The organism is Ruegeria sp. AP12 (genome assembly GCF_056540025.1).
In genome coordinates this window covers 1,078,424-1,103,731 of sequence record NZ_JBQFVZ010000001.1, presented here as the reverse complement: position 1 = coordinate 1,103,731, position 25,308 = coordinate 1,078,424, and the positions used below count along the sequence as shown (strand labels likewise).

23 protein-coding genes are annotated in these 25,308 nt (G+C 60.5%); 8 read left to right on the top strand and 15 right to left on the bottom strand.

Features of this window, described 5'->3' with window-relative positions:
* Positions 1–35: 35 nt before the first annotated feature.
* The 4 genes from ACR0E6_RS05545 to ACR0E6_RS05530 are packed head-to-tail and all read right to left on the bottom strand — an operon-like array spanning position 36 to position 3,798.
* Positions 36–656, bottom strand: a complete 621-nt coding sequence (locus tag ACR0E6_RS05545) for an ImuA family protein (protein WP_480581489.1) — start codon at positions 654–656, stop codon at positions 36–38.
* Between the two features lie 47 nt (positions 657–703).
* Positions 704–1,285, bottom strand: a complete 582-nt coding sequence (locus tag ACR0E6_RS05540) for a retropepsin-like aspartic protease family protein (protein ID WP_480581487.1) — start codon at positions 1,283–1,285, stop codon at positions 704–706.
* Positions 1,286–1,327: 42 nt separating this feature from the next.
* The gene (locus ACR0E6_RS05535; protein ID WP_480581485.1) at positions 1,328–1,948 is read right to left on the bottom strand and encodes a MarC family protein; all 621 of its coding nucleotides are present in this window, start codon (positions 1,946–1,948) and stop codon (positions 1,328–1,330) included.
* A complete protein-coding gene (locus ACR0E6_RS05530; RefSeq protein WP_480581483.1) occupies positions 1,945–3,798 on the bottom strand; it encodes an ABC-F family ATP-binding cassette domain-containing protein in 1,854 nt (617 codons plus the stop codon). The genes ACR0E6_RS05535 and ACR0E6_RS05530 overlap by 4 nt, the downstream gene beginning before the upstream one ends.
* A gap of 101 nt (positions 3,799–3,899) precedes the next feature.
* Here ACR0E6_RS05530 and ACR0E6_RS05525 point away from each other — a divergent pair, with 101 nt between their 5' ends.
* Complete coding sequence (locus ACR0E6_RS05525; RefSeq protein WP_480581481.1) at positions 3,900–5,102, top strand: multidrug effflux MFS transporter; 1,203 nt, start codon at positions 3,900–3,902, stop codon at positions 5,100–5,102.
* Positions 5,103–5,205: 103 nt separating this feature from the next.
* Positions 5,206–5,628: a nucleoside-diphosphate kinase gene (gene ndk, locus ACR0E6_RS05520; RefSeq protein WP_170352964.1), complete on the top strand. Its 423-nt coding sequence runs from the start codon at positions 5,206–5,208 to the stop codon at positions 5,626–5,628.
* Between the two features lie 55 nt (positions 5,629–5,683).
* Here the strand turns inward: ndk and ACR0E6_RS05515 are convergent, their stop codons facing one another.
* Entirely contained in the window at positions 5,684–6,031 is a 348-nt protein-coding gene (locus ACR0E6_RS05515) for a TfoX/Sxy family protein (protein ID WP_480581479.1), read from the bottom strand.
* 302 nt (positions 6,032–6,333) lie between these two features.
* Here ACR0E6_RS05515 and ACR0E6_RS05510 point away from each other — a divergent pair, with 302 nt between their 5' ends.
* The 3 genes from ACR0E6_RS05510 to ACR0E6_RS05500 are packed head-to-tail and all read left to right on the top strand — an operon-like array spanning position 6,334 to position 9,077.
* Positions 6,334–7,854: a CHAD domain-containing protein gene (locus tag ACR0E6_RS05510; RefSeq protein WP_480581477.1), complete on the top strand. Its 1,521-nt coding sequence runs from the start codon at positions 6,334–6,336 to the stop codon at positions 7,852–7,854.
* A gap of 3 nt (positions 7,855–7,857) precedes the next feature.
* Positions 7,858–8,613, top strand: a complete 756-nt coding sequence (locus tag ACR0E6_RS05505) for a ParA family protein (RefSeq protein ID WP_480581475.1) — start codon at positions 7,858–7,860, stop codon at positions 8,611–8,613.
* Positions 8,610–9,077 (top strand): CYTH domain-containing protein, encoded by a 468-nt coding sequence (locus ACR0E6_RS05500; protein ID WP_480581473.1) that lies wholly within the window; start codon positions 8,610–8,612, stop codon positions 9,075–9,077. Before ACR0E6_RS05505 ends, ACR0E6_RS05500 begins: the two co-directional genes overlap by 4 nt.
* Here the strand turns inward: ACR0E6_RS05500 and ACR0E6_RS05495 are convergent.
* From ACR0E6_RS05495 to ACR0E6_RS05475, 5 genes are all read right to left on the bottom strand, one after another.
* Complete coding sequence (locus ACR0E6_RS05495) at positions 9,074–10,444, bottom strand: ATP-binding protein (protein WP_480581471.1); 1,371 nt, start codon at positions 10,442–10,444, stop codon at positions 9,074–9,076. The genes ACR0E6_RS05500 and ACR0E6_RS05495 overlap by 4 nt on opposite strands.
* Positions 10,437–11,117, bottom strand: a complete 681-nt coding sequence (locus ACR0E6_RS05490) for a response regulator transcription factor (protein ID WP_170451226.1) — start codon at positions 11,115–11,117, stop codon at positions 10,437–10,439. The genes ACR0E6_RS05495 and ACR0E6_RS05490 overlap by 8 nt, the downstream gene beginning before the upstream one ends.
* A 195-nt stretch (positions 11,118–11,312) precedes the next feature.
* A complete protein-coding gene (locus ACR0E6_RS05485; RefSeq protein ID WP_480581469.1) occupies positions 11,313–12,749 on the bottom strand; it encodes a Do family serine endopeptidase in 1,437 nt (478 codons plus the stop codon).
* Positions 12,750–13,487: 738 nt separating this feature from the next.
* Positions 13,488–14,090: a nucleotidyltransferase family protein gene (locus ACR0E6_RS05480; RefSeq protein WP_480581467.1), complete on the bottom strand. Its 603-nt coding sequence runs from the start codon at positions 14,088–14,090 to the stop codon at positions 13,488–13,490.
* 31 nt (positions 14,091–14,121) lie between these two features.
* Positions 14,122–16,539 (bottom strand): GcvT family protein, encoded by a 2,418-nt coding sequence (locus ACR0E6_RS05475; RefSeq protein ID WP_170621695.1) that lies wholly within the window; start codon positions 16,537–16,539, stop codon positions 14,122–14,124.
* A gap of 198 nt (positions 16,540–16,737) precedes the next feature.
* Between ACR0E6_RS05475 and ACR0E6_RS05470 the strand changes: the two genes are divergently transcribed.
* Positions 16,738–18,306, top strand: coding sequence for an ABC transporter substrate-binding protein (locus ACR0E6_RS05470; RefSeq protein WP_480581465.1), 1,569 nt, complete (start codon positions 16,738–16,740; stop codon positions 18,304–18,306).
* 55 nt (positions 18,307–18,361) lie between these two features.
* Here ACR0E6_RS05470 and ACR0E6_RS05465 read toward each other — a convergent pair whose 3' ends face one another.
* The 4 genes from ACR0E6_RS05465 to ACR0E6_RS05450 all read right to left on the bottom strand — a co-directional run bounded on the left by ACR0E6_RS05465 (position 18,362) and on the right by ACR0E6_RS05450 (position 22,348).
* On the bottom strand, positions 18,362–19,669 hold the full coding sequence (locus ACR0E6_RS05465) for an HlyC/CorC family transporter (protein WP_480581463.1): 1,308 nt from the start codon (positions 19,667–19,669) through the stop codon (positions 18,362–18,364).
* A gap of 63 nt (positions 19,670–19,732) precedes the next feature.
* Complete coding sequence (locus tag ACR0E6_RS05460) at positions 19,733–20,686, bottom strand: site-specific tyrosine recombinase XerD (protein ID WP_170451215.1); 954 nt, start codon at positions 20,684–20,686, stop codon at positions 19,733–19,735.
* A gap of 5 nt (positions 20,687–20,691) precedes the next feature.
* Complete coding sequence (locus ACR0E6_RS05455; RefSeq protein WP_480581461.1) at positions 20,692–22,209, bottom strand: hypothetical protein; 1,518 nt, start codon at positions 22,207–22,209, stop codon at positions 20,692–20,694.
* On the bottom strand, positions 22,199–22,348 hold the full coding sequence (locus ACR0E6_RS05450; protein ID WP_170451211.1) for a hypothetical protein: 150 nt from the start codon (positions 22,346–22,348) through the stop codon (positions 22,199–22,201). The genes ACR0E6_RS05455 and ACR0E6_RS05450 overlap by 11 nt, the downstream gene beginning before the upstream one ends.
* A gap of 79 nt (positions 22,349–22,427) precedes the next feature.
* On the opposite strand from ACR0E6_RS05450, the gene ACR0E6_RS05445 reads away from it, so the two are divergent.
* Entirely contained in the window at positions 22,428–23,015 is a 588-nt protein-coding gene (locus ACR0E6_RS05445; RefSeq protein WP_170734611.1) for a shikimate kinase, read from the top strand.
* Positions 23,016–24,128, top strand: a complete 1,113-nt coding sequence (aroB, locus tag ACR0E6_RS05440; RefSeq protein ID WP_480581459.1) for a 3-dehydroquinate synthase — start codon at positions 23,016–23,018, stop codon at positions 24,126–24,128.
* Positions 24,129–24,234: 106 nt separating this feature from the next.
* Here the strand turns inward: aroB and ACR0E6_RS05435 are convergent, their stop codons facing one another.
* The gene (locus ACR0E6_RS05435; protein WP_170518168.1) at positions 24,235–25,305 is read right to left on the bottom strand and encodes a site-2 protease family protein; all 1,071 of its coding nucleotides are present in this window, start codon (positions 25,303–25,305) and stop codon (positions 24,235–24,237) included.
* Positions 25,306–25,308 lie beyond the last annotated feature (3 nt).

Sequence of the window (25,308 nt, the reverse complement as noted above, 5' to 3'; positions counted from 1 at the left end):
TTTGACCAGTCACATCTTGCGTGATCGATGCGGTCTCAGGTCAGAACATCCTCGGTTTCGACCCGTTTCAGGTGCAAACCGGCGCGGGCGGCGGTCATGGTGGCCTGCCATGTGACCGGCGGCAGCGCGCGGGCGCGGCGGCGGGTCAGGGTCCAGCGGCGGGCCTCTCCCTTATGATTGGCGGCCATGTGCCAGCGCGTCTCGATCCCTTGCGCGCCACCATCGCCGGGGGTCAGCAGCAGACCCAGCGGCGCGCGCGCCATCGCGCCGCCCTGTTCGGCAGCCAGATGCATCCGCCGGATAGCGGTCAGCCCCGGCGCGCCGGGCAGGTCGCCGACGATCAGCGGAATGGCCCCGCTGCGCAACGCCTCTTCCAGACACCACAGCAGATCCTCGGAGCGGGTGGGGTGGACAAAGATGAATCGGGCGGGATCGGCAAAGGGCATCATCCCGTCGGGGTGTAGCTGGCCGGGCTCCCACGCGGGGGAAATCCACAAGACCGGCCCCTGCATCTGACCGGCCAGCCACATGGCAAAACTGCGCCGGGCGGGGCCGCAGGCTTCGTGCACGCGGCCCAGTTGCAGGGCGATTTCCTCATGAAGTTTGACCCCCGGCGCAACGCGCGCGGGCTTTTGACCAAGAAGCTGAGCAGACATGATATGTTCGTATCATGTTCTTATTTCGTTCTCAAGTGGGGGCGCGTTCAGCGCGACAGGATCAGGCGACCATCGGTGAACTGGATGTTCGAAAACCGATGCAGGTAATCCATGCCCAGCAGCGACTGATGCAGTTCACCTTCATTGATCCAGGCCGAGACATTGCGGTCCGTGATCGGCCCCAGTTCCAGGCTATCCAGCCGCACGGGCGCGGTCCGGACCTCGCCGTTTGCGGTAATCGCGCGCCCGAAATAGTTCAGCTGATCCGGATCAATGCCCACGCGTTCCGCATCCTGCGCGCTGAGGACGATCTGGCTGGCCCCGGTGTCCACAAGGAAGACAATGGGTTCGCCGTTCACCGTGACAGGCAGGTAATAATGCCCGTCCTGCGCGTGCGGCACCTCGATCGTGTCGCCGGTGACGGCCATTTGCGGGGCAGGTCCGACCGAGGACCGGATATCCTCCCACAAGCCAATGACCGCGATGACGCCCACAAAGATGAACACCCAGGCCATCACCTGTTGCAGGGTCTTGTTCAGAGATTGGCGGTTCTGGGCGACAAACCAAAGCAATATGGCCGCGGCCAACACGACCAGATACACCAAACGCCCGATATCGTCGCCATTCATGCTGCTGCCCTTATCCTTGGTTCTGACCCTCTATATGGGGATTTAGGACGCAAAACCAAAGGCCTTGAGGCCATCCAGAATGAACTGCACCGACAGGGCGGCCAGCAGCATACCCAACAACCGGGTCAACACGTTCAGACCGGTTTTGCCCAGAATGCGGGCGATCAGGCCGCCCGACAGGAAGAACAACAGCACCACCGCCATGACGGCCAGCATTACGGCCACTGCCGCAGCAATTCCCTGAATGCCCGGATGCTGCCCGGACAGCAGAATAATGGTCGCAATCGATCCTGGCCCGGCGACCAGAGGGATGGCGAGCGGAAAGACGGACGGGTCATTATGTTCCTCTTCCTCGGCCCGATCCTCGCGCCGTTTGGTGCGGCGTTCGAACAGCATGTCCAGCGCGGTCAGGAACAACAGCGCGCCGCCTGCGACCTTGAACGCCTCCATCGAAATGCCAACGAAACCCAGTACGGCCTCACCAAAGGCGGCAAAGGCAATCAGGATGCCCGAGGCCACAACGCAGGTGCGATAAGCCGTTCGCCGCCGGGCGCGCGCGTCCATGTCCTGTGTCATGGCGACAAAAATGGGCGCAGTGCCGAACGGGTCGATCACCACGAACAAGGTGGTGAAGGCCGTGATGAAGAAGGCGGCGTCAATCATGCGGCACTCTCGGCCTGTTCTAACCGTTCGGCAGCGGCAACCCAAAGGGTTTCGGCCTTTTGCATCGCCTCGGTGATTTCGGCGAATTTGCGGTTCCAGGTTTCCAGATCGTTGATCTTGTCATCCTCGTACAAGGCCGGGTCCGCCAGTTTGGCCGACAGCTTGTCATGCATGTCCGTCAGCTTTTCAATCCGGTCCTCGCATTTGCGCAGATCGGCGCGCAGGGCCTGCATCGCCTCGCGCGAGGGGCGCTTGGGCTTGGCGGTTTGCGGCTTGGCCTTCACGGGTTTGTCGCGGGCCAGCAGCAGGGAACGATAGGCCTCCAGATCGCCGTCGAACGGCTTGACCGTCCCGTCCGAGACCAGCCATAGCCGGTCCGCCACCAGCGACAGCAGGTGCATGTCGTGGCTGACCAGCACAACCGCGCCGGAATAGGCGGTCAGCGCCTCGACCAGCGCCTCGCGGCTTTCGATGTCCAGATGGTTGGTCGGTTCATCAAGGATCAGCATATGCGGCGCGTCGATGGTGGCCAGCAGCAGCGACAGCCGCGCCTTTTGACCGCCCGACAGACGCCCCACCTTGGTCTCAGCCTGATCCGCGTTCAGACCGAACCCGGCCAGACGCGAGCGCCACTTGCCCGGCGCCTCGTCCGGGCGCAGGCGGCGCAGGTGGTCCAGCGGCGTCTCGTCCACATACAGCTCATCCACCTGATGCTGTGCGAAATAGCCGATGCGCAGCTTGTTGGAACGGCTCATCTTGCCCGCCATCAGGGGCAGGCGGTCGGACAGCAATTTGGACAGGGTCGATTTGCCCTGACCGTTCTTGCCCAGCAACGCGATGCGGTCGTCCTGATCGATGCGCAGGTTCAGACGGCGCAGCACTTCGGTCTCGCCATAGCCCGTGACGCCGCCCTCAAGGTTAATGATCGGCGGCGACAGTTCCTCGGGTTCCGGGAAAGAGAACGCGCGCAACGCGGCCTCTTGCGGGGTTGAGACCAGTTGGATGCGTTCGATCATCTTCAGGCGCGATTGGGCCTGCACGGCTTTGGACGCCTTGGCGCGAAACCGGTCCACGAAACTTTGCAGATGCGCGATGCGGGCCTTGGCCTTGGCGTTTTCCGATTCCGCCTGCGCCAGCCGCTCGGCCCGGCGTTCGGCGAATTTGTCGTATGGCACCGCGTAGTAGGTGAGCTTTCGATCCTCCAGATGCAGGATCGAGCCCACCGCGCGGTTTAGCAGCCCGCGGTCGTGGCTGATGATGATGACCGTATGCGGATATTTCGCCAGATAGCTTTCCAGCCATAAGGCGCCTTCGAGGTCCAGATAGTTGGTCGGTTCGTCCAGCAGCAGCAGATCAGGCTGAGAAAACAGCACCGCCGCCAACGCCACGCGCATCCGCCAGCCGCCCGAGAAATCGGAACAGGGTTTCAGCTGGTCGTCGTCATCGAACCCCAGACCCTTGAGGATCGAGGCCGCGCGCGCCTCGGCCGACCACGCATCAATATCGGCCAAACGGGTCTGGATCTCCGCGATCCGTGCGGGGTCGGTGGCGCTGTCGGCCTCGGCCATCAGCGCGCTACGTTCGGTATCGGCGGCCAGAACCGTGTTGATCAGCGACACATCGGACGAGGGCACCTCTTGCGCCACCCCACCAATCCGCGCCCGTTTCGGGACCGAGATATTGCCGGACTCCAGCGCCAGTTCCCCCCGGATCAGTCGAAACAGGGTGGTCTTGCCGGTGCCATTGCGGCCCACAAGCCCGACTTTGTGCCCGTCGGGAATGGTTGCACTGGCCCCGTCGAACAGGGGGCGGCCTTCAACGGCATAGGTGATGTCTTCGATCCGTAGCATGAGGCCGCTCTTAGCAGAGCCGTGATGCCGCCGCCAGCGGCTTGGCATGTTCAACCGCCGGGCAATGTGTTAGCGCGTTCTGCAAGCACCGGAGACACCTTATGCGCGCGGCCCAATCGCACCCGACACTGATCACGCTGGTTCTGCTGACCGCGCTGTCGGTGCTGTCGCTGAATATGTTCCTGCCGTCACTGGCCCATATTGGTGAGGATTTGCAGGCTGACTATGGATTGGTCAATCTGGCGGTCGCGGGCTATCTGGCTCTGTCCGCTGTTCTGCAACTGATCATGGGGCCCTTGTCCGACCGGTTCGGGCGGCGGCCCGTTCTGCTGCTCAGCATGGTGATTTTTGTTGCGGCATCTGTCGGTTGCGCCTTGGCCGAGTCGATCTGGGTCTTTCTTGGCTTTCGCATGTTGCAGGGCGCAATCATCGCGGGGCAGGTGCTGTCGCGCGCTGCTGTGCGCGATATGTACGAGCCCAACGAAGCCGCCAGCAAACTGGGTTACATCTCGATGGCGATGGCCCTTGCGCCAATGCTGGGCCCGATGCTGGGCGGCGTGCTTGAAATGCTGTTCGGCTGGCGCTCGGGTTTTGTCCTTTATGCCATGTTGGGCGTGGCCATGTTGGTGCTGGTCTGGGCCGATATGGGCGAGACCAACACAAACGCCAACGCAACTTTCGCCGCGCAGATGCGGCTTTATCCGCAGCTGTTCGGCTCTCGCCGGTTCTGGGGCTATTCGTTCTGCGCGGCATTTTCGATCGGGGGCTTTTATGCCTTCATCACTGGCGCGCCTTTGGTCGCGGGCGCGTGGTTCGATCTCAACCCGGCTTTGTTAGGGGTAGGGATCGGGATTATCACGCTGGGGTTCATGGCTGGCAGCTTTCTGACCGGACGCCTCGCCGCCCACACAAAACTAAGCACGATGATCCTTGTTGGACGGGCAATCGCCTCGCTTGGTCCGCTGATCGGCTTGCTGACATTCCTTGGCGGGTTCGGCACGGTCTGGACGTTTTTTGGGTCTGCGGTCTTTGTGGGCTTTGGCAACGGTCTGACAGTCGCCAATGCAACGGCCGGGTTGATGTCGGTCAGGCCGCAGCTTGCGGGCAGTGCCGCCGGATTGTCCGGCGCGATCACCGTTCTGTTGGGCGCTATTCTCACCTCAGCCACCGGCGCGCTGGTCAGTGCCCAGAACGCGCCCTTTGTCGTGTTGGGCATGATGTGCGCCAGCAGCTTTGCAGGGCTTTTGTCCATCCTCTATGTGCGCTGGATCGATCTGCACGACCCGCTTCCGGACACGATCTGAATGTCTGGCAATCATTGTCCTTTTCTTACGCCCGATACCATGCTACGCGGCGCGCGATGGATTTCGGCGCGAGTGTCGCGCCCTATGTTAAGGAGAGGCCGACATGGCACTGGAACGCACATTCTCGATCATCAAACCCGATGCAACCCGCCGCAACCTAACTGGCAAGATCAACGCCAAGTTCGAAGACGCGGGCCTGCGCATCGTTGCGCAAAAGCGCATCCACATGACCAAGGAACAGGCTGGCAAGTTCTACGAAGTCCACGCCGAGCGTCCGTTCTATGACGAACTGTGCGAATTCATGTCGTCGGCTCCGGTCGTTGTTCAGGTTCTGGAAGGCGAAGGCGCCATTGCCAAGAACCGCGAAGTCATGGGCGCAACCAACCCCGCTGACGCGGCCGCCGGCACCATCCGCGCCGAGTTCGCTGAATCGGTCGGTGAAAACTCGGTCCACGGTTCGGACGCACCGGAAACCGCAGCAGTCGAGATTGCCTATTTCTTCTCGGGCATCGAACTGGTCGGCTAAGCTACGGCTTATATCGGATTTTGAGGCCGCTCCGTTTTGGGGCGGTCTTTTTCGTTCAGACCTGTTTCAGATCCTTGGCGGCAACACGCACGCCAATCGCATCCAGATCCGAGATCATCTGGTTTTCCGGAGCGGCTTTGGTGCTGGCCTTGATGGCGTCAAACCGCTGACGCAGCTGCTTTTTCTCTTCACCCTTGCAGTCGTTCCAAGGGCGGCCCTGCAGGCCCATCACCAGCACATAATACCCGATGAAATGCGCTTTGGTTCCGGCCTGTAGCAGCCGGGAATACGCCTCATCCGGCCCCAACTCGCGCAGTTTCTGCGCCGAATGGATGCCTGCGCGGGCACAGGCTTGCTCGAAGGCGGGGCCCAGGTTGCGGATGGATGAGACGGGATCAGACATGCCCTTGGTTTAACCAGCCGTTGCAGGGCTGTCACCCGCGCATTTCGTTGGGTCGCACCCGGTTTTACTTGCAACGAATGCAGAGTCTTGCATTCATAACGTCAAGCGATCGCAGAAAACCGGATGGATAAGACCAAAGGCTTCGGCCAAACTGTGGAGAATAGCGAAAAACACCCCACATTCGCTTGAGGGAAAGCCCCTTAGATTGCTGAAAAAAGTTCGATTGCAGAAAGCAACGGCATTCAGAAGGTCACGGAGATTTTGGTCAATGACGACCTTGAAGCAGAGCGAAAGAGCAGTTCATGAATTCTGAGTCCGAGGCGCTTTTCTTTGTTCTTGGCGCGTTTGGTCAGGCTGCGTTTGCGTCGGCCCTGACTGATATGTCGGTGCGTGTCACCAGGTCGAACGCTGGTAAGCCGTTTATTCTGCTGGATTGCCATGATCAGTCGATCCGCGCATCTGGTCGGATATTGTTGGAAACGGAAGGGGCGCTGCACCTGTTGCAGAAGGACGGTGCGCGCCGGATCCAAAAAGGCAAGGGCCGGGGCCGGTTTGTGCAGGATCTGCCAGATGGTCCTGTGCGTGAGGCTTTGAGCGGCTTTCCCAAACTGCGCGCCTTGATGGAAATCGCCACGGGCGAAAGGCAGGAAAGCGACGTGGCCCTGCTGGACGATCTGCAAAAGACGCAAGTGCGCGGCAGTGTGGTGTCGCTGTCCACGGACAATGGTCGGGCGACAATCCTGCGCCTTCGGCGATTGCGTGGATACGACAAAGCCTTTGACAAAGCCTGCGCTGCGGGCCGTGCAATGGCTGGGGCAAGCCCAGACATTGAATCACTGGTGGATGCGGTATCGGCGACCGACGCGCGTTATCGTGCAAAGCCCGAGATCGCATTGGGGACCGACGAACCCTCGATTCAAGTCGCGGCTGATATTATCAAGACTTATCTGACGGTTGCGCAGCAAAACGAAAGTGGCCTGATCGCGGATATAGATACCGAGTTTCTGCATGACTACCGCGTGTCGCTGCGTCGAATTCGCTCGGTCATCAGCCTGTTCAAAGGGGTGTTTTCTGAGGCGCAGACTGCCGAGTTCAAAAAGACCTTCTCGGAACTTATGGCGCCGACAGGGCGGATGCGGGATCTGGACGTCTATCTTCTGGAAAAGGATATGTATTTCAATCTGGTACCAAGTACGCTTCATGCTGGCCTGGACGCCATGTTTGCGCAATTCCAGAAGGAACGCGCCCAAGAACTTTCGCGCATCACGCGCCGATTGCGCAGCAAGGCTTACCAGAGCCAGATGTCTGACCTCAGGGCGCTGTTTGACGGGACGGAAAACGTAAAACCGGGACCGAATGCGCAGCGCGGGGCGTATGACTATGCCTGCGCGCTTATCTGGAAACGCTATCGCAAGGTCTGCAAGATCGCGCGCAGCATTTCCCCCGAAACTCCGGATGAAACGGTGCATGGCCTTCGGATCGACTGCAAGAAACTGCGATATCTGATGGAGTTCTTTGCGCCCCTGTTCGATGCAAAGGATTTCAAATCGATCCTCAAGCCCCTGAAAAAGCTTCAGGATAACCTTGGACTGTTCAACGATTACTCGGTCCAGCAAGAGGCTCTGCTGGCTTTTACGTCTCAGCAATCAAACGCCCGAGGCCGTGTGGATGCTCAGGTCGGTTTGGCTGTTGGCGGGCTGATCGCCGTTCTGGATCAGCGTCAGAGGGCCGAGCGTGACCGGGTGATCGCCAATTTCCAGCAATTCGATGCCCCCGAAACACGCCATCTGTTCCGCAGCCTGTTTCACCAGCCCAAGGAGTGAGGAATGAAGATCATTGCCTGTTACAGCAACAAAGGCGGTGTCGGGAAAACCGCAACCTCGGTCAATCTGGCCCATGCCTATGCCGCGGCGGGCAAGCTGGTGCTGTTGTGCGATCTTGATCCACAAGGGGCCTCGGGGTTTTATTTTCGGGTCAAGCCTTCGAAAAAACTAACGGATGCCCGGTTCTTTGAGGATGTGAAGCGCTTTACCAACGCCATTCGGGCCAGCGACTTCGAAGGGTTGGACATTCTGCCTGCAAATCTGACCTTCCGCGATTTTGATGTGTTTCTGTCTCGGATGCGGAACAAGCGCTCGCGCCTGAAAAAGGCTCTGACGGCGGCGGGCAGTGACTATGACGTCATCATCCTCGATTGCCCGCCGAATTTTTCGACCCTGTCCGAGAATATCTTCAAGGCCACCGATGAGATTGTCGTGCCGGTCATCCCAACCACCCTGTCTGAGCGTACGTTCGATCAGTTGGTGGGGTTCTTTGACGAACACAAACTGCCGAAGAAAAAGCTGAAGGCATTCTTTTCGATGGTGCAGCAGCGCAAAACCCTGCATCAGCAGACGATGGAGACGATGCGCAAGGCTTATCGGAAGCGGTTCATGCAAAGTTGCATTCCTTTTGCCTCGGATATCGAGAAGATGGGCCAATATCGCGCGCCGGTGGTCACCTACGCCCCGCGCGGCGTGGCGGGGGCGGCCTACAATGCGCTGTATGAGGAATTGGAAAACGGGGTGGTTTCGACCAAATGAGCAAGGAAATCGAGCGTAAGTTTCTGGTCAACAGTCTGCCGGACCTGAGCGGCGCGCAGAAAGCGGTTGTCCGGCAGGGTTATCTGACGGCCCCTGACGATTCGACCGAGCTGCGGTTGCGGCAGAAGAATGACCGGTACTTCCTGACCCTCAAAGGCAGCGGAGGGCTGGTTCGGGTCGAGCGTGAGGCCGAAATCTCGGCCGATCAATTCGAAACCTTCTGGCCGGAGACCGAAGGGCGGCGGGTCGAAAAAGAACGGTTCACCGGCGCTTTGCCGGATGGGCGGGTATTCGAACTGGATATTTTTCAGGGCAATTTGGCGCCGCTGCAACTGGTCGAGGTTGAGTTCTCGTCAGAAGACGAGGCGCACAGTTTTGCGCCGCCCGCTTGGTTCGGCGTGGATGTGACCGAGGATAAGCGTTATAAAAACAGGAACATGGCCATCGACGGCGCGCCTGACTAAACCCGGCGCGCCAGATTTAGGGTGGTTTCCAGGCCGGGTTCGCAATTCCGTGCCGCGAACCGCCCGCCATGCATGTGTGAGATCGCCGCGACCAGCGCCAACCCCAACCCCGCATTGCGTTCCGTGCGGGCGGGGTCAAGCGTCACGAAGGGCAGTTGCAGGCGGTGCAGGTCCTCCGGCGGGACGCCCGGTCCCTGATCGCGCACGCTCAGGTGGGCCGTGTCACCATCTTCACCGATCGAGATTGTGATGGCGGTGTTTTCGGGCGCATAGCGCATAGCGTTTTCCAGCAGGTTCGACAGCGCCTGAGACAGAAGGGGCCGGTGGCCCTGTATCGGGGCGGCCTGTCCCTGAACCTCTAGCCGGATGTTCTGATCAGCGGCGACAGGTTCGTAGAGTTCAACAACGTCGCGGGCGAGTTGCTGCAAATCCACCTGTTCGAACTGTTCGCGACCCAGCCCGGCCTCGGCGCGTGAGATTTCCGTCAACTGCCCCAAAACCCGCAAAACGTGGTCGATCTCTCCGGTGGCGCGGGCAATATCAACCTCACGATCCAAGTCGCTTTTGTCGGGATCTGAAAGCGCCTCGACCCGTTGTTTCAGGCGCGACAGGGGCGAGCGCAGGTCATGGGCTATCGAGTTGGACGTGGTGCGCAGGTTGCTGATCAGTTCTTCGATCCGATCCAGCATGTTGTTCAGTGTTCCGGCCACCTGATCGAACTCATCGCCAGTGCCGCGCAACGGCATCCTGCGGGACAGATCGCCCGAGACGATGTTCTCGGCAGTGCTGGCGATGTCGGACAGGCGGGAAAAAACCAGACGGGTGAACAGCCAGCCGGTCAGCACGCTCAGCGCCAATGCGATGCCAAGGGCCAGCGCTACGGATCGCAGCAGAACCCGGTCGAATTGTTGCCGCGCGACGGCGTCGCGGCCGACGATAAGGCGCTCCCTGCCGGGCAGGCGGATCGACGCGGCCGAGACGGGGACCAGTTGATCGTCATCGGCGCGGCGCAGTTCCAGTTCGACCCACCCACTGCCCGCCGTGATATGTTCTGGCCATTGCTTGAGGTTCCCGACCAGCTTGTTGCCGAACCGATCCGTCAGAAGATACAGCGCGTCCCGTTCCGAGGCGCTGGGAAGGCGGCGTTCGATGGCCGCAATCAGCCCAATCAGCCCCCGGCGTTCATATTCATCAGCCAGCCCCGTGAGTTCTGCTGACACGACCGAGCGGGTTTCGGATTCAATACTGCGATTGGCCGTAACATAGACCAACGCCAGCACCGTCGCCGTCAAAAGCGTGCTGAGTACCATGCTGGCCAGAACCAGCCGTGTGCGTGAATTGTTCAGGGAAAGCCGCAGGTTATCCATCAGACATCATGTAACCCGCACCCCGGACCGTTTCAATCAGCGGCGCGTCGCCGCCTTCGTCCAACTGGCGGCGGAGTTTTGAGATATGGACGTCCACGACATTGGTGTTCGGGTCGAAGTGATAATCCCAAACGCCCTCCAGCAGCATGGTGCGCGATACGACGCGATTTTTGCGGCGCAGGAAGAATTCGAGGATCTGGAACTCACGCGGGGTCAGCGTGATCTCATGCCCGTCGCGCGTGACCTTGCGAGTCAGCAGATCCATCTCAAGATCCTTGCAGGTCAGGGTCGGCGTTTCCTCGGATTCCTGCGGGCGACGCAAAAGCGCCTCGATCCTTGCGTGCAGTTCCTGAAAGGAAAACGGCTTGACCAGATAATCATCCGCGCCCGAGCGCAGACCTTTCACGCGCTCATCCACCGCGCTCATGGCGGTCAGCATCAGAACGGGGGTTTTCAACCCTGCAGCACGCATGGATTTGATCAGGGACAACCCGTCCAAGCCCGGCAGCATCCGGTCCAGAACAATGGCGTCAAAGCCGCCGTCGGTGGCATGATACAGCCCCTCGCGGCCATCCGCGGCAACCTCGACCACATAGCCTTCCTCGCTGAAACCTTTGGCGATGAAGTCCCGTGTGTCTTCGTCATCTTCGACGATCAGCAGGCGTCGGCTCATGATCGGGGTTCCTTTCTATCGGGATTTAAACACAATTTTCAGATAAAGCACATGGTTTGAGAATGGTTCGTATCTGAGGGATCGAGCCGGGTGCGGCCTCGCGCACCCGGCAAGCCCGGCGGATTGCGGACAAATCAATTCCGCCAGGAAGCGCACGTCATATATCCCCATCATGTGACGCGCGCGGGTCTTCGGTCAGGCGATTTCAACCGCGACAAAGATCTGGTTGCCGCTGCGGTTGATCAGCACCAGCGCCGGATCAGTCTTTTCGCTGTCCAGCGCAGCTTTCAGCGCATCCGGCGTCAGCGTGTCCTGGCCACCCAGTTTGACGATTACATCACCGCGCTGCAGACCGGCCTTGGCGGCAGGGCTGTCGGGCTTCAGGTCGGTCACAACCACGCCGTCAACGCCTTCGGCCACACCCATCTCGGCGCGGGCGGCCTCGGTCAGCGGCGCAACGGTGACGCCCAGTTGGGTACCGGTGGCTTCCGCATCAACCGGGCCGTCCACTTGGGCCTGGGCAGACTGGTGCTGGCCAATCGTCAATTGCAGGTCCTGTCGGATGCCGTCGCGCAGCACGGTCAGGGTGCTTTCGGTGCCAACTTTGGTGGTGCCAACCAGAAGGGGCAGGTCGCTGCTGTTATCCACGGTCTCGTCATTGAAACTCAGGATCACGTCGCCCTGTTCCAGAACACCGTCCGCCGGGCTACCGGCCACGACGTCCGAAACCAAAGCACCAGTCGAGCTGTCGATACCAAGCGCCGCCGCCAGTTCCGGACTGACATTCTGGATCGACACGCCCAGCCAACCACGGCTGACCTGACCGTCATCGCGCAGATCGGCTGCGATATGTTCCACGATGTTCGATGTCACCGCAAAGCCAAGGCCGACCGAGCCGCCGCTGGGCGAATAGATGGCCGAATTCACGCCGACCACTTCGCCTTCCATGTTGAACAGCGGACCGCCCGAGTTGCCTTTGTTTATGGCCGCATCGGTCTGAATGAACTCGGCATAAGGCCCTTGCGAGATGTTGCGGCCCTTGGCCGATACGATCCCGGTGGTAACGGTCGAGCTCAGGCCGAACGGGTTGCCGATGGCCACCACGTCCTCGCCCACGCGGATCACGTCGCTGTCGCCCATTTCGACCGCTTGCAGGGTTTCGCCTGCGTCGATCTTCAGAACGGCAATATCGGTCAGCGGGTCGGTGCCGATCACTTCGGCGTCAAACGTGCGGTCATCGTTAAGGCGCACGGTGACTGATGAGGCGTTGTCGACCACGTGGTGGTTGGTCACGATAAACCCGGCCTCATCCAGAACAAACCCCGATCCCAGACCTTGCGCGGGGCCGCGTTGTGGCATTTGGAAACCTTCGGGGCCGCCGAAGCGTTTGAAGAACTCGCCAAAGGGATGGGTTTCGAAGTCAAACTCCTGACCTTGCGCCGGGCTTGCGGCGATGTCCTGCTCAGCGATGATGGTCACCACCGACGGGGAAACGGTTTCGACCAGATCGGCCAGTGCCTCATCTGCCATCGAGGGCAGGGCGGTTGTCGCCAGCAATGCAGCGCCCAGTGCGCTGACGCCGATCCAACTGGAATTTCGCGGCAAAAGAAGCGAGGATTTACGGATGCTCATTTGTGTCTCCTGTTCATATCGCGCGATTGCTGTCGCGCGTTGAACAGGCAGATATGCCGCCAGTCTTTGGCTTACGTGGCGAGAGGGTTAAGAAATCTTAATTTTGCCACAAACCGCCTGTTCGGTGTGCCGCGATGTGGGTCAGAGATTCGGGCGAAGGCCTTGAGCGAATCGGAGGATTGTTGCCGAAACGTGTGTCAAACACTCAAAAGTGTTGAATTTCGTTTCCCTCGTGGACAATCGGGTGGCCTGAAATATCAAAAAGAGAGTGATCTTCCTTTAGTTGTGGACCGGTTTCAAAAACTGTGAGCCGACCGGTTTAACAACACGAGATTGTTATCAGATAGCGCATTAAGCATGTGCATAACGGCCTTATTTGTGAATTCCTCAAAATCCAAGCACACTTGAAGGTTGTGTGAGCGAAAGCAGAATGTTGCTCAAAAGCCATTCGTTTGCTGCTGAACTGGGCAGTTTTGTCCAATTTTACGTTGTTTCGACGGATCGGATCGGGGAATATAAACCTGCCCAAGTGAGGGGGAACCGTCGGCACTAGGGGGTGCCAACGGTGATCTCGGTCTTAAGTAGCGCTAGCGGCATGTTAACGAGGGGGTCTTGTTTAGGTTTAGCGGCGGAAAACCCAGTCAGCCTGTTTGGCGAGATTGGTCGCGCTTTTGAGATCGAAGAAAAGTGGTAGTCCTGTTTGGGTACGCGGCCCGGTCTTCAACGACCGGGCCGTGATCATTTTGGGGGCTGGTTTTGGTGCCATGCGGTCCAGTCCTCGGGCGTGTCCAGATCCAGCAATGCATGTGAACCCGGCAAGGCAACTGTGAAGACCTGGTCCTTGTTTGCGCGCACGACGGATTGCGCGCCTTCGTCACCGGTCAATTGGGCCAGCGTGGCAAACAGGCTTTGGTCGAACACCACGGGATGACCCGGCTTGCCGCTTTGAGTGGCACCGCGCCAGATCAGGAAGTCGGGGTTGTTGTTGTGTGCTGCCAGAACCTCTGCCAGATCGTTCGATGTCAGGTCGGGTAAATCGGCCAGCATCACCATGACGGCCGTTGCGTCCGGGCCTATATGCGCCAACGCACCGCGCAAGCTGGCATTCATTCCTTCCGCAGCGTCCGGAATCGGCACCCGACGAACATCAAGACCGTCCAGCGCCTGATACCGGGGATGAGGCCTTTGGGGCAGGGCGACCGTCACAGGCCCGGCGGCCAGCGCAGTTTGGGCGGATCGCCTGAGCAGCGAAACACCGTCCACCTGTTGCAACAGCTTGTCCGCACCGCCCATCCGCGACGATTGCCCGGCGGCCAGCAGGATGATGGGAATCCTCGTCATTCCGCCACCATGCCGTCCGGGCGGCGCCAAGTCATCCCCTCATCCGGGCACCATCCGCGTCAAACAATGGGGTCGAGATCACGCGGGCCTTGCGCATCTGGCCCAGGATTTCGATTTCGACCACCAGCCCGTCGCTTACACGTTCTGTTGGGAGAAAGCCCATGGCGACGGACTTCTGCGCATAATGCGAAAACCCACCCGAGGTGCAGAAACCGACGACGGACCCGTCCAGCCAGATCGGCTCGTAAGCATTCACATCGGCATCTTCGGTGTCGACCTCAAAAGCGACCAGCTTGCGGGCGGTGCCATTGGCACGCTCCGCCTCGGCAGCGGCGCGGCCGATGAAGTCCGCGTTCTTGGAAAATGAGATAAAGCGATCCAGCCCCGTTTCGGCGGCGGTGTAATCGGGCGAGAACTCTCGCATCCATGAGCCAAAGAACTTGTCCAGCCGAAGGGACATCATGGCACGCATACCAAAAGGGGTTATTCCGTGCGGCTGCCCGCCCTGCCACAAGGTCCACCAGAGCTGCCTTTGGGCCATTGGATCACAGTAGATCTCATACCCCAGATCGCCGGTATAGCTTACCCGCTGGACGATGCAGTCGGTCATGCCGATGGTCATCGGGCAAACGTCGAGGAACCTCAGGTCTGTCACATCCTGACGTGTGCAGGCCGCCAGTACTTCGGTGGCCTTTGGCCCTGCAATCTGGAAGCCGTTCAGACGGTCGCTGATATTTTCAACCGTCACGCCCTCGGCCAAATTCTGTTGGAACCAGCGCATATGATAGGCCTGACTGCCATATGCGGCCGTCAGGCGGAACTCGGTCTCGCGCAGGCAGGAAACGGTGAAATCGCCGATCAGCTTGCCCTTGGGCGACAACATTGGCGTCAAAGACACGCGCCCCGGCTGAGGAATGCGTCCGGCCATGATCCGGTCCAACCATGCACGGGCGTTGGGGCCGGTGACGCGGTATTTGCCGAAATTGTGGACCTCGTTGATGCCGACGCTGTCGCGGACGGCGCGAACCTCGCGGCCAGTGGCGTCGAACGCGTCCGAGCGGCGAAAGGACGGCGTTTCGTAGCCCGGTTCATCCCCTTGGGCGAAGTAATTCGGCACCTCAAGCCCGTATTGCTGCCCCCACACCGCGCCCAGATCGCTGAAGATGTCATACATCGGGGTCGTGCGGTTGGGGCGGGCGGCGGGCAGTTCCTCGTTCGGGTAGGCGACGCTGAAGCGTTTTTGATAGTTCTCGATCACCTTCGGGCGGGTATAGCCGGGGCTGATCCAATCGCCAAACCGGGCCACATCCATGGCAAAGACGTCGCGTTCGGGCTCGCCCTCGATCATCCATTGCGCCAGCGTCAGGCCAACGCCGCCGCCCTGAGAGAACCCGGCCATGACACCGCAGGCCGACCAATAGTTGCGCATCCCCGGCACCGGCCCGACCAAAGGGTTCCCGTCCGGCGCAAAGGTGAACGGCCCGTGGATCACCGATTTCACACCGGCCTCGGCCAGAACCGGAAAGCGTTTATAGGCAAACTCGATACTGTCGGTGATCTTGTCATAGTCATCCGGCAGTAGTTCATGCCCGAACTCCCATGGCGTTCCGTCTACGGCCCAGGGTTTGCAGGGCTGTTCGTAGAACCCGATGCACAGGCCGCGGCCTTCCTGCCTCAGATAGCTTTCGCCCGCAGGGTCCATCACATGCGGATGCTCGCCGCCCGCGTCGATGATCGCCTCGATCTGAGGGATCGAGTCCGTTACCAGATACTGATGCTCCATCGGGTGCAGCGGGAAATAGACCCCCGCCATCGCGCCGACCTCACGTGCCCAAAGGCCGCCTGCGTTGACCACATGCTCGGCGTGGATCGTGCCCTTGTCGGTGACCACGTCCCATGTGCCGTCGGCGCGCTGGTTGGTTTCGCGCACCATGCAATGGGTCTCGATCGTGGCTCCGCCCATCCGCGCCGCTTTGGCATAGGCGTGTGTCGTGCCCGAGGGGTCCAGATGCCCGTCCAGCGGATCATAAAGCGCGCCGATGATGCCGTCGGTGTTGGTGATGGGGGCGATGTTTTTGATCTCGTCCGGGCCGACAATCTCGGTCTCAAGCCCCATGAAGCGATGCTTGGCCCGCTCGGCCAGCAGCATGTCAAAGCGGTCCTGATTGTCGGCCAGGGTCACACCGCCCACATGGTGCAGCCCGCAGGACATGCCGGTGATCTCTTCCAACTCTTTATACAGCCGGATCGTATAGCCTTGCAGCGCCGCCATGTTGGTGTCGCCGTTCAGCGTATGAAACCCGCCCGCCGCGTGCCAGGTCGAACCGCTGGTCAGTTCCGAGCGTTCCAGCAGCATCACATCAGCCCATCCAAGCTTGGTCAGGTGATACAGCACGGAACACCCGACAACGCCGCCGCCTATCACCGCCACACGGGTTTGAAGTTTCATGAACGCCTCCGATTTGCTTGGTTTCCACTGTGATCTGCGCGCGCGCAGATGCAACGCCAAATGCGACAAGAATTGTCGCTGGACGAAATCCTCAATTCCGGTCAAAGACAGACAAAAGCGGTCACAAGGCTGTTACAGAATCAAGCTAACTGCCGCGCCGACTGGATCCCTCCTGAAACACTCAACAAGGAAAATGAGATGAGCAAGTTTGACCTCAAACCGCTGTCGCTGAGCCGCCGTGAATTCATGGCAAAAGCAGGCGCATTGGGCCTGAGCGCCGCTGCGGCAAACCTGATCTGGGCCGAGGCCGGTCTGGCGGATACCCCCAAGAAGGGCGGCCACTTCGTGTTGGGCCTGAAGGGCGGCGAAAGCACCAACACGCTGGACCCGGCGCTGTCGGCTTCGCATGTGACCGCCAAGGCGCTGCGGGCCTTTGGCAACACGTTGACCGTTGTCTCGGCTGATGGTGGGCTTGAGCCCAGCATCGCTGAAAGCTGGGAGGCGTCTGAAGACGCCAAAGACTGGACCTTCCGCATTCGCAAAGGGGTCGAGTTCCACAACGGCAAGACCCTGACACCCGAAGACGTGCAACTGACCCTTGCGCGTCATTCAAACGAAGAGTCGCAGTCCGGTGCGCTGGGGATCATGCGCGGGATCGAGGATATTCACGTCGATGGCGACAATGTCGTGATCAGCTTGACCACCCCCAACGCGGACCTTCCTTACCTGATGTCCGACTACCACCTGATCATGCAGCCGGGCGGTGGCATGGACAACCCGGCCGAGGGGATCTCGACCGGTGCCTACAAGGTGGTCGCGGATGAGCCCGGTATTCGCTACGCGTTCGAGAAATTCGCGAACCATTGGGACGACAGTGTCGGCCATTTCGACAGCCACGAGATTCTGGTTCTGAACGACGACACCGCCCGCTCGGCCGCGTTGCAGGCCGGTCAGGTCCACGCGATCAACATCGTGCCGCCGCGCACCGCGAAACTGTTCGGTCGCGCGCCGGGTGTGACCATCAACGCAACCTCGGGCCGAGGGCATTACATCTTTGTCATGCATTGCGACACCGCGCCGTTCGACAACAAAGACCTGCGTCTGGCGCTGAAATACGCGATCAACCGCGAGGAGCTGGTCGACAAGGTGCTGCGTGGCTACGGCTCGGTTGGCAATGACATTCCGATCAACGAAGCCTATCCGCTGTTCGACGGCACGATGGAGCAACGCCAGTTCGGTTTGGCCAAGGCTGCCGAGCATTACAAGGCGTCGGGCCATGATGGCTCTCCCATCGTACTGCATGTCTCGGACGGTGCCTTTGCCGGTGCGATCGATGCGGCGCAGCTGTTCCAGCTGTCGGCGCAAGAGGCCGGTATTCCGCTGGAAATCCAGCGTGAGCCTGCAGATGGTTACTGGTCGGAAGTGTGGAACAACAAGCCGTTCTGTGCCTCGTATTGGGGCGGGCGTCCTGTGCAGGATCAGATGTGGTCGGTTGGCTACCTGTCGACTGCCGACTGGAACGACACCCGTTTCAAGAACGAAGAATTCGACGCGCTGCTGCTGAAAGCCCGTGCCGAACTGGATGAGACCAAGCGCAAAGAAATCTACGGTCAGATGGCCCGGATCGTTTGGGAAGAAGGCGGTCTGATCAACCCGATGTTCAACCAGTTCATCGACGGCTATTCGGACAAGGTGACCGGCTGGGCCGCGCATGCCAATGGCGACCTGATGGACGGTTATGTCGCAAGCCGGACCTGGTTTGCATAACCCCTTAAACAGAACCGGCGCCCTGTGATCGGGCGCCGGTTTTTCTTTCGGCTGGTTACAGCGGGCGGATTTTCAGGCCCGTTACCCGGTTGCCCTCACGGGCCGTGACCTCGAACCGGAAGCCGTGGAACGAGAAGACCTGACCCACAACCGGGATCATCTGCGCCTCGTGAATGACAAGCCCGGCCAGTGTGTTGGCCTCTTCGTCCGGCAGGGACCAATCCAACGCGCGGTTCACGTCGCGGATCGTCATCGCCCCTTCGACCAGATACTGGCCATCATCGGTTCGGGTGACCGGAACCTCTTCTTCAAGGTCGAACTCATCGGCAATCTCGCCGACGATCTCTTCCAGAATATCCTCAAGCGTGATCAGACCACGCAGCGAGCCGTATTCGTCCACAACCAGCGCAAAATGGCTGTGCATGCGCAGGAACTCTCGCATCTGGTCGTCCAGAGTGGTCGTTTCCGGCACGAAATACGGGTCATTGGCGACCCTTGAGATTTCGAACGCTTTCAGACGGTCCGTGTCACCTTCGGCCCCGCCGACCTGCGCGTACATGGCGCGGAACAGGTCCTTGGCGTGGACCACCCCGACGATATTCTCGGGCTCATCCCGAAAGACGGGCAGGCGGGTATGGGGGCTTTCCAGACATTGCTTCAGGATCGCCTCGGGTGCTGCATCTGCATCGATCATCTCGATGTTCGAACGGTGGAGCATGATTTCTTCCACCACCCGGTCGCCCAGATCCAGCGCGCCCAGAATGCGGTCGCGGTCTTCCTTTTCGACGACACCTTCGGAGTGACCCAGTTGCAAAGCACCAGCGATTTCCTCGCGCACGGCAAGGATGTTGCTGTCGGGGTCGATCTGCACCCCGAACAGGCGCAGAACAGCCCGCACCAAAAGCCGAACCGCAGCCACGATGGGGGAAAACACCGTGACCACCACGCTGATGATCGGGGCAACGGCTGCGGCCGCTTTTTCCGAGTTTGTGATGGCGTAGGTTTTCGGCAAGACCTCAGCGAAGATCAGAACCAGCAGGGTCATGACCAGCGTCGCCAGCGCCACGCCGCTTTCCCCAAACAGGCGCGTGAACAGGGCCGTGGCCAGCGAAGCCGCCAGAATGTTCACAAGGTTGTTGCCCAGCAGGACCGATCCGATCAGACGCTCATTATCGTCGGTGATTTCCAGCGCCTTCTTGGCCCCGCGCGAGCCCTTGTCAGCCTGCGCGCGCAACTTACCGCGCGATGACGCTGTAAGTGCCGTTTCAGAGCCGGAGAAAAAGCCAGACAGGAAAAGCAAAAGCAGGATAGCGCCTGAGGTTAACCAGAATGCGCCGTCGATCAGAGAGGATGTGGGTTCCATCGGTCCTTGGTTGTTCGTGTTTCTGCATCCGTTATGGGGATGCTGCCCCTATGGATCAAGGGTTTAGCCCTTGTCGCCGGGGTCTTTCGCCAGCGGGTGATGCTCTAACACCAGTTCCGCAAGTCTTTCGTCCAGCACATGGGTGTAGATCTCGGTCGTCGCGACATCGGCATGGCCCAGAAGCGTCTGGATCGAGCGCAGATCGGCCCCGTTGGCCAGCAGATGGGTGGCAAAGGCGTGGCGCAGAGTGTGGGGCGTGACCTTTTCGGGCGATACACCGCCCTGAACCGCCAGTTCCTTGACCAGCAGGAAGAACCGGTGCCGCGTCAGATGGCCGGATTTGCCACGCGACGGGAACAGGAACCTGGATCGCTGCCCGCCTTTTTCGACCGTCTTGTCTTCGGCTTCGTCCCGCATTCTCAGCCATTCCGAAAGCGCCTCGCGGGCCGGGGGCGACAACGGCACCATGCGTTCCTTGCCGCCTTTGCCCAGCACCAGCAACATGCGCGGATCACCCCGCGCCGATGACACAGGCAGCGAGACCAGCTCGGTCACGCGCATGCCGGTGGCATAGAGCAACTCCATCAAACAGGAATTGCGCACGCGGTCGGCTTCGGTGCGCCCGGTATTGCGGGCGGCTTCCAGCAGCCGGTCGACCTCGGGCACGTCCAGCGTTTTGGGCAGTTTCTTGGTTCGTCCGGGGCCTTTGATCTGAATGGCGGGATTGACCTCGCGCCAGCCTTCCTCGAATGCGAACCGATACAATTGCTTGATCGCCGAAAGCCGCCGCGCCCGAGTGGATTTCGACAACCCCTGTGCATCGCAATCGATGAGATACCCTTCAATCTGGTCGCGATCAGCCTGTTCGAAGGTGATGTTGCGATGTTCCAGCCACGACGCGAAATCCTTCAGGTCTCGCCCATAGGCCAGCAGAGTGTTGGTAGCGGCCCCCAACTCGGCCGCTTGCGCCTGCAAAAAGGTCGAGATCCACAATTCTTGCGAGGCTGGTCCACCCATGACCGTCACCCCTGCAGGATCAGAAGGGTCAGCGCCGCGCGTCTGGCCGTGTCTTCCAGACCCACCCGACGAAAAGCCGCAATGGCCGCTGTCAGATCGACCAGATTGCCGCGTGCACCATGGGTGAACAGTTGCATGGCCTCCAGAATGGCCTCTCCCAACTGGCCCTGTTCCAGCAGGGCGTCGATATCCGATGGAACAGGCGCGGCCCATTCGAACCCCTGCGCCACCGCATCAGCCAGCGGCGAGGGCGATACGGCGCGACCGGGGTCCCCTTGCGCAAGGGCCACGAGGAACTGAGCCTCGGTTGATTTGTCCGGTGTTGTCAGCGCTGCCCGCTCGTATTGCTCGGACAACATCAGAATACGCCAGCGCAGGTTGTCCGTGGCCGGAACGGGCAGGGTCACGTCGGCCAGCCGGTCGGCGAACAGCTCGGCAAATGGCACCTCGAGCCCGACACTGCGCATCTGATCCCATGCGCGGGGCAGGGTCTTTCCGATCGCTTCGGCATTGCCGCTATCCAACGCGCTTTCGAACTGCTGGATGGCCGCGACCCGATCCCAAACCGCGCCTGATGCAGCCGGGTCCCGCTCGGTATAAAGCCCCAGCAACTGGTTGGGCGTCAGGGCCCCGATACGCGTCAGACGCTCGGCGGCCTCGATCTGGGCTTTCCACCCGGCCACATCGCGCAGGTCTGCATTGGCAAAGGCGCGGGGCAATGGGGCAGATGGCAATCGTTCCCCGATCGCTTCGAACAGGCGGAAGCTGAGCGGCGTCGGGTCTTCGGGCTGCGGCAGATACGCTGCGTCTTCGTAAAGTTCCGGGCTCAGGAAACGGTCCAGCACGTCCAACTCATCCTGTGGCAGGATTTTCAGCGCATGGGCGGCCTCCAGCGTCAGCGCAGCCGAAGGCCAATCGCCCCGCCGGGCCTTGCAGAAAATCTGCGCCGCATAATCACGCGACAGATGCGGTTGCGCGATCAGGGCAGTACAACTGCGATCCTCGTCCCCGGTCAGAAGCGTGGCATCGAACCAGCGTTGAAACCGAGCCTGCGAATCTGTCGGACCAGCCAGTTGCACCAGCGATTGTGCCGGATCAGCGGCCCCCAATTGCATCAAACGATCAAGGCGCGCCAGCAGCAAAACCTCTTCGGCGCCGGAACCGGCGGGCGCGCGGGCTTCGGACAGCAGCAGGGTGAACAGCAACCGCTGCATGGCCGGGTTATGCTTGACCGGCACCCGCGCGATCAGTTCGGACAGACGTTCCGGGTCGCTGCCCTGCCACAGATCAACCGGCAAGCCGGTGACAGTGGATGACACCAGACCCAGCGGCTGCGACAGCGCTTCAAGCGGTGTGACCTCGACCTGAGGCTGCACCCCGTTCTGGGTGACAGGCGGCTCCAACAGGACGGTTCCGGGCAGGTTTTCCGGCGGTTCGGTCAGCCATTCGATGGCCGACAGCGGCTCTTGCGCCTGCGCGGCCCCGGCCAGCAGCAATGCCACCGCAATGTGCTTAGTCGACATCCAGAGTGACCGGTTCACGGATTTCAGTTTGCGGGGCCGAGAAATCCGCCCCGAAATAGGGGCCGATATAGGCATAGGCCACCAGCCCGATGAAACTCAGGCAAATTAAGTAAATCAGGAACTTGATCAGACGACCCATGGCGCCACGCTGCCTCAATTTTTGATTTTGGCCAAGTTATAACTGGCATTTTTTCCAAGATCACGTCATTCACGGTGAAATGAGCGAAATTAAGCATAACACGCATCCGGCGGATACGGGATCACGATATGATCTGCACAAAACCGTGGTTCTTGTCGGCATGATGGGGGCAGGGAAGACGGCTGTGGGCCGTGCCCTGGCCGCGCGGCTGGGTGTTCCGTTTCTCGACAGCGATGCCGAGATCGAATCGGCGGCCAACATGACCATCCCCGAGATCTTCGAACGGGATGGTGAGCCGTTTTTTCGCCAGAAGGAAACGCAGGTTATTGGCCGTCTGCTGGATGAGGAACGCGGCATCCTGTCCACCGGCGGCGGCGCGTTCATGGCAGAGGGCAACCGCGCGATGATAAGCGAGAGGGGGGCCTCGGTCTGGTTGCGGGCCGATCTGAACGTGCTGTGGAACCGGGTGCGCCATAAGGATACCCGCCCGCTGCTGCGCACTTCCGACCCGTATGCGACGCTCAAGGCCCTGTACGAGGATCGCGTGCCGGTCTATGCCGAGGCTGATCTGATTGCCGAGTCGGATGGTGAGACCTCGATCGACAATATGGTGGACCGCGTGGTCGAGGCCCTGTTGGCCCGCCCGGATGTTTTGGAACGGAAGTAAATGCATCAAACCGTACATGTGGAGCTGGGCGAACGCTCGTATGATGTCGAGATTGGCCCCGATCTGCTGGCGCAATCCGGTGCGCGGATTGCCCCGTTGCTGCACCGTCCGAAGGTTGCGGTTCTGACCGATGAAAACGTAGCGGCACTGCATCTGGACGCGCTGCGTGACGGTCTGGCCGCTGCCGGGATCGAGATGTCGGCGCTGGCCCTTCCGGCAGGTGAGGCGACCAAAAGCTGGCCGCATTTCGAACGTGCGGTGGAATGGCTGTTGGCCGAAAAGGTCGAACGGCGCGATGTGGTCGTTGCCTTGGGCGGTGGCGTGATCGGCGATCTGGCTGGCTTTGCCGCTTCCGTGCTGCGGCGCGGGGTGCGGTTTGTGCAAATCCCGACCTCGCTGCTGGCGCAGGTCGACAGTTCGGTGGGCGGCAAAACCGGGATCAACGCACCGCAAGGCAAGAACCTGATTGGCGCGTTTCATCAGCCCTCGCTGGTGCTGGCCGATACCTCGGTACTGGGCACCATGGCGCAGCGGGATTTCTTGTCCGGTTACGGCGAAGTAGTCAAATACGGTCTGCTGGGCGACGCGGAGTTCTTTGAATGGCTAGAGGCCAACAGCCCCGACGTTTCATCCGGTGATATAGCCGCACGGGTGCGGGCTGTCACCCGGTCGGTTCAGATGAAGGCCGACATTGTCGCGCGGGATGAGACCGAGCAGGGCGACCGCGCCCTGCTGAACCTCGGCCATACCTTCTGTCACGCGCTGGAGGCCGCGACGGGCTATTCTGACCGCCTGCTGCACGGCGAAGGCGTCGCCATCGGCTGTGCGCTGGCGTTCGAGCTATCGTCCCGACTGGGTCTGTGTTCTCAGGAAGATCCAAGCCGCGTGCGGGCGCATCTGAAAGCGATGGGCATGAAAACCGATCTGGCCGACATTCCCGGAGAGCTTCCGGGTGCCGAAGCTTTGGTCGATCTGATGGCGCAGGACAAGAAGGTGATCGACGGTCAGCTGCGCTTTATTCTGGCGCGCGGCATTGGTCAGGCCTTTGTCACATCTGATGTGCCGCGCGAGGCGGTGATGTCGGTGCTGCAGGACGCGTTGGCCGCGGCCTGATACAAGAGCGTGCGATCTATAACCTGAAGCATCATGCGACACGAATGGCCCGAGAGCGCCTTAGGCGAGGCAGGGTCTTTGTGTCTCGGGTTCAGGGTCGCGCGCTCTAGCGCCCCCGGATCACCATCAATTCTCCGATGTTTTCCCGCGTGATATAGCCGATCATACGACCTGTGCGGCTGGTGACGGCAATCGCCGGAGCACCCTTGTGCAGCCCTTTCAGAACCGCCTCAAGGCCCGTAGTCAGTCCAACCTGAGGGATGTCGCCCTCCATGATCGAGGTCGCAGGGTCCGACCGGGGATGATCCCCCGCCAGCGCGGCAAACAAACGATCCCGCGTGACAAAGCCAAGCAAGGCCCCGTCGGAGTCCAAGACGGGGAACTCGTGCTGCGTCGTGTGAATGACGGCTTGGGCGGCGGTGTTCAAACTGTCCTGCGGCGACAGCGCGTGAAACTCGGTGATCATCGCGTCCCGCGCCAGCACACGGCGCGCGACGGATCGCAGAGCGACGTCCTGATTTTCGGCATTGGCTGCGATGAACACAAAAACGGCAATCAGAACAAGGATCGGATTGCCCGAGCTCAGGCCCCAGAACCCAAGCCCAATGGCAACGATCTGCCCGCTGAATGCGGCAATGCGGGTGGCCTGAACCCGGTCCATCCTGAGGCACAACAGGGCGCGGACCACGCGCCCCCCATCCATGGGGAAGGCCGGGATCATGTTGAAGGCCGCCAGCAGCAGATTGACATAGGCCAACCGTTGCAAGATCCCGAAACTGGCCGAGTCCAGATCAGTGACTGAACCGGGCGATATGCCCGCGCCCAGCAGAATCAACACCAACCAAATGACGATATTCACCGCAGGCCCGGCCAGCGCCACCCAGACCTCTTGCATCGGTTTTTCCGGCATCCGTTCTAGACGGGCCAGACCGCCGATGGGCAGCAGCGTGATATCGGGGGTTTTGATGCCAAAGCGCCGGGCCATCAGGGCATGACCGAACTCATGCGCCACGACGCAGGCAAACAGGGCCAGCACAAACAGCAGATTGTCGATGACCGCAGGCCAGCCACCGTTGGAATAGGCGGCAAAGCCGACCCAGGCCAACAAAAGGAAGAAGGTGACATGGACCCTCAGTTCGGACCCGAGGAACCGGCCGAGGGCGAAGGACCATGTCATGTG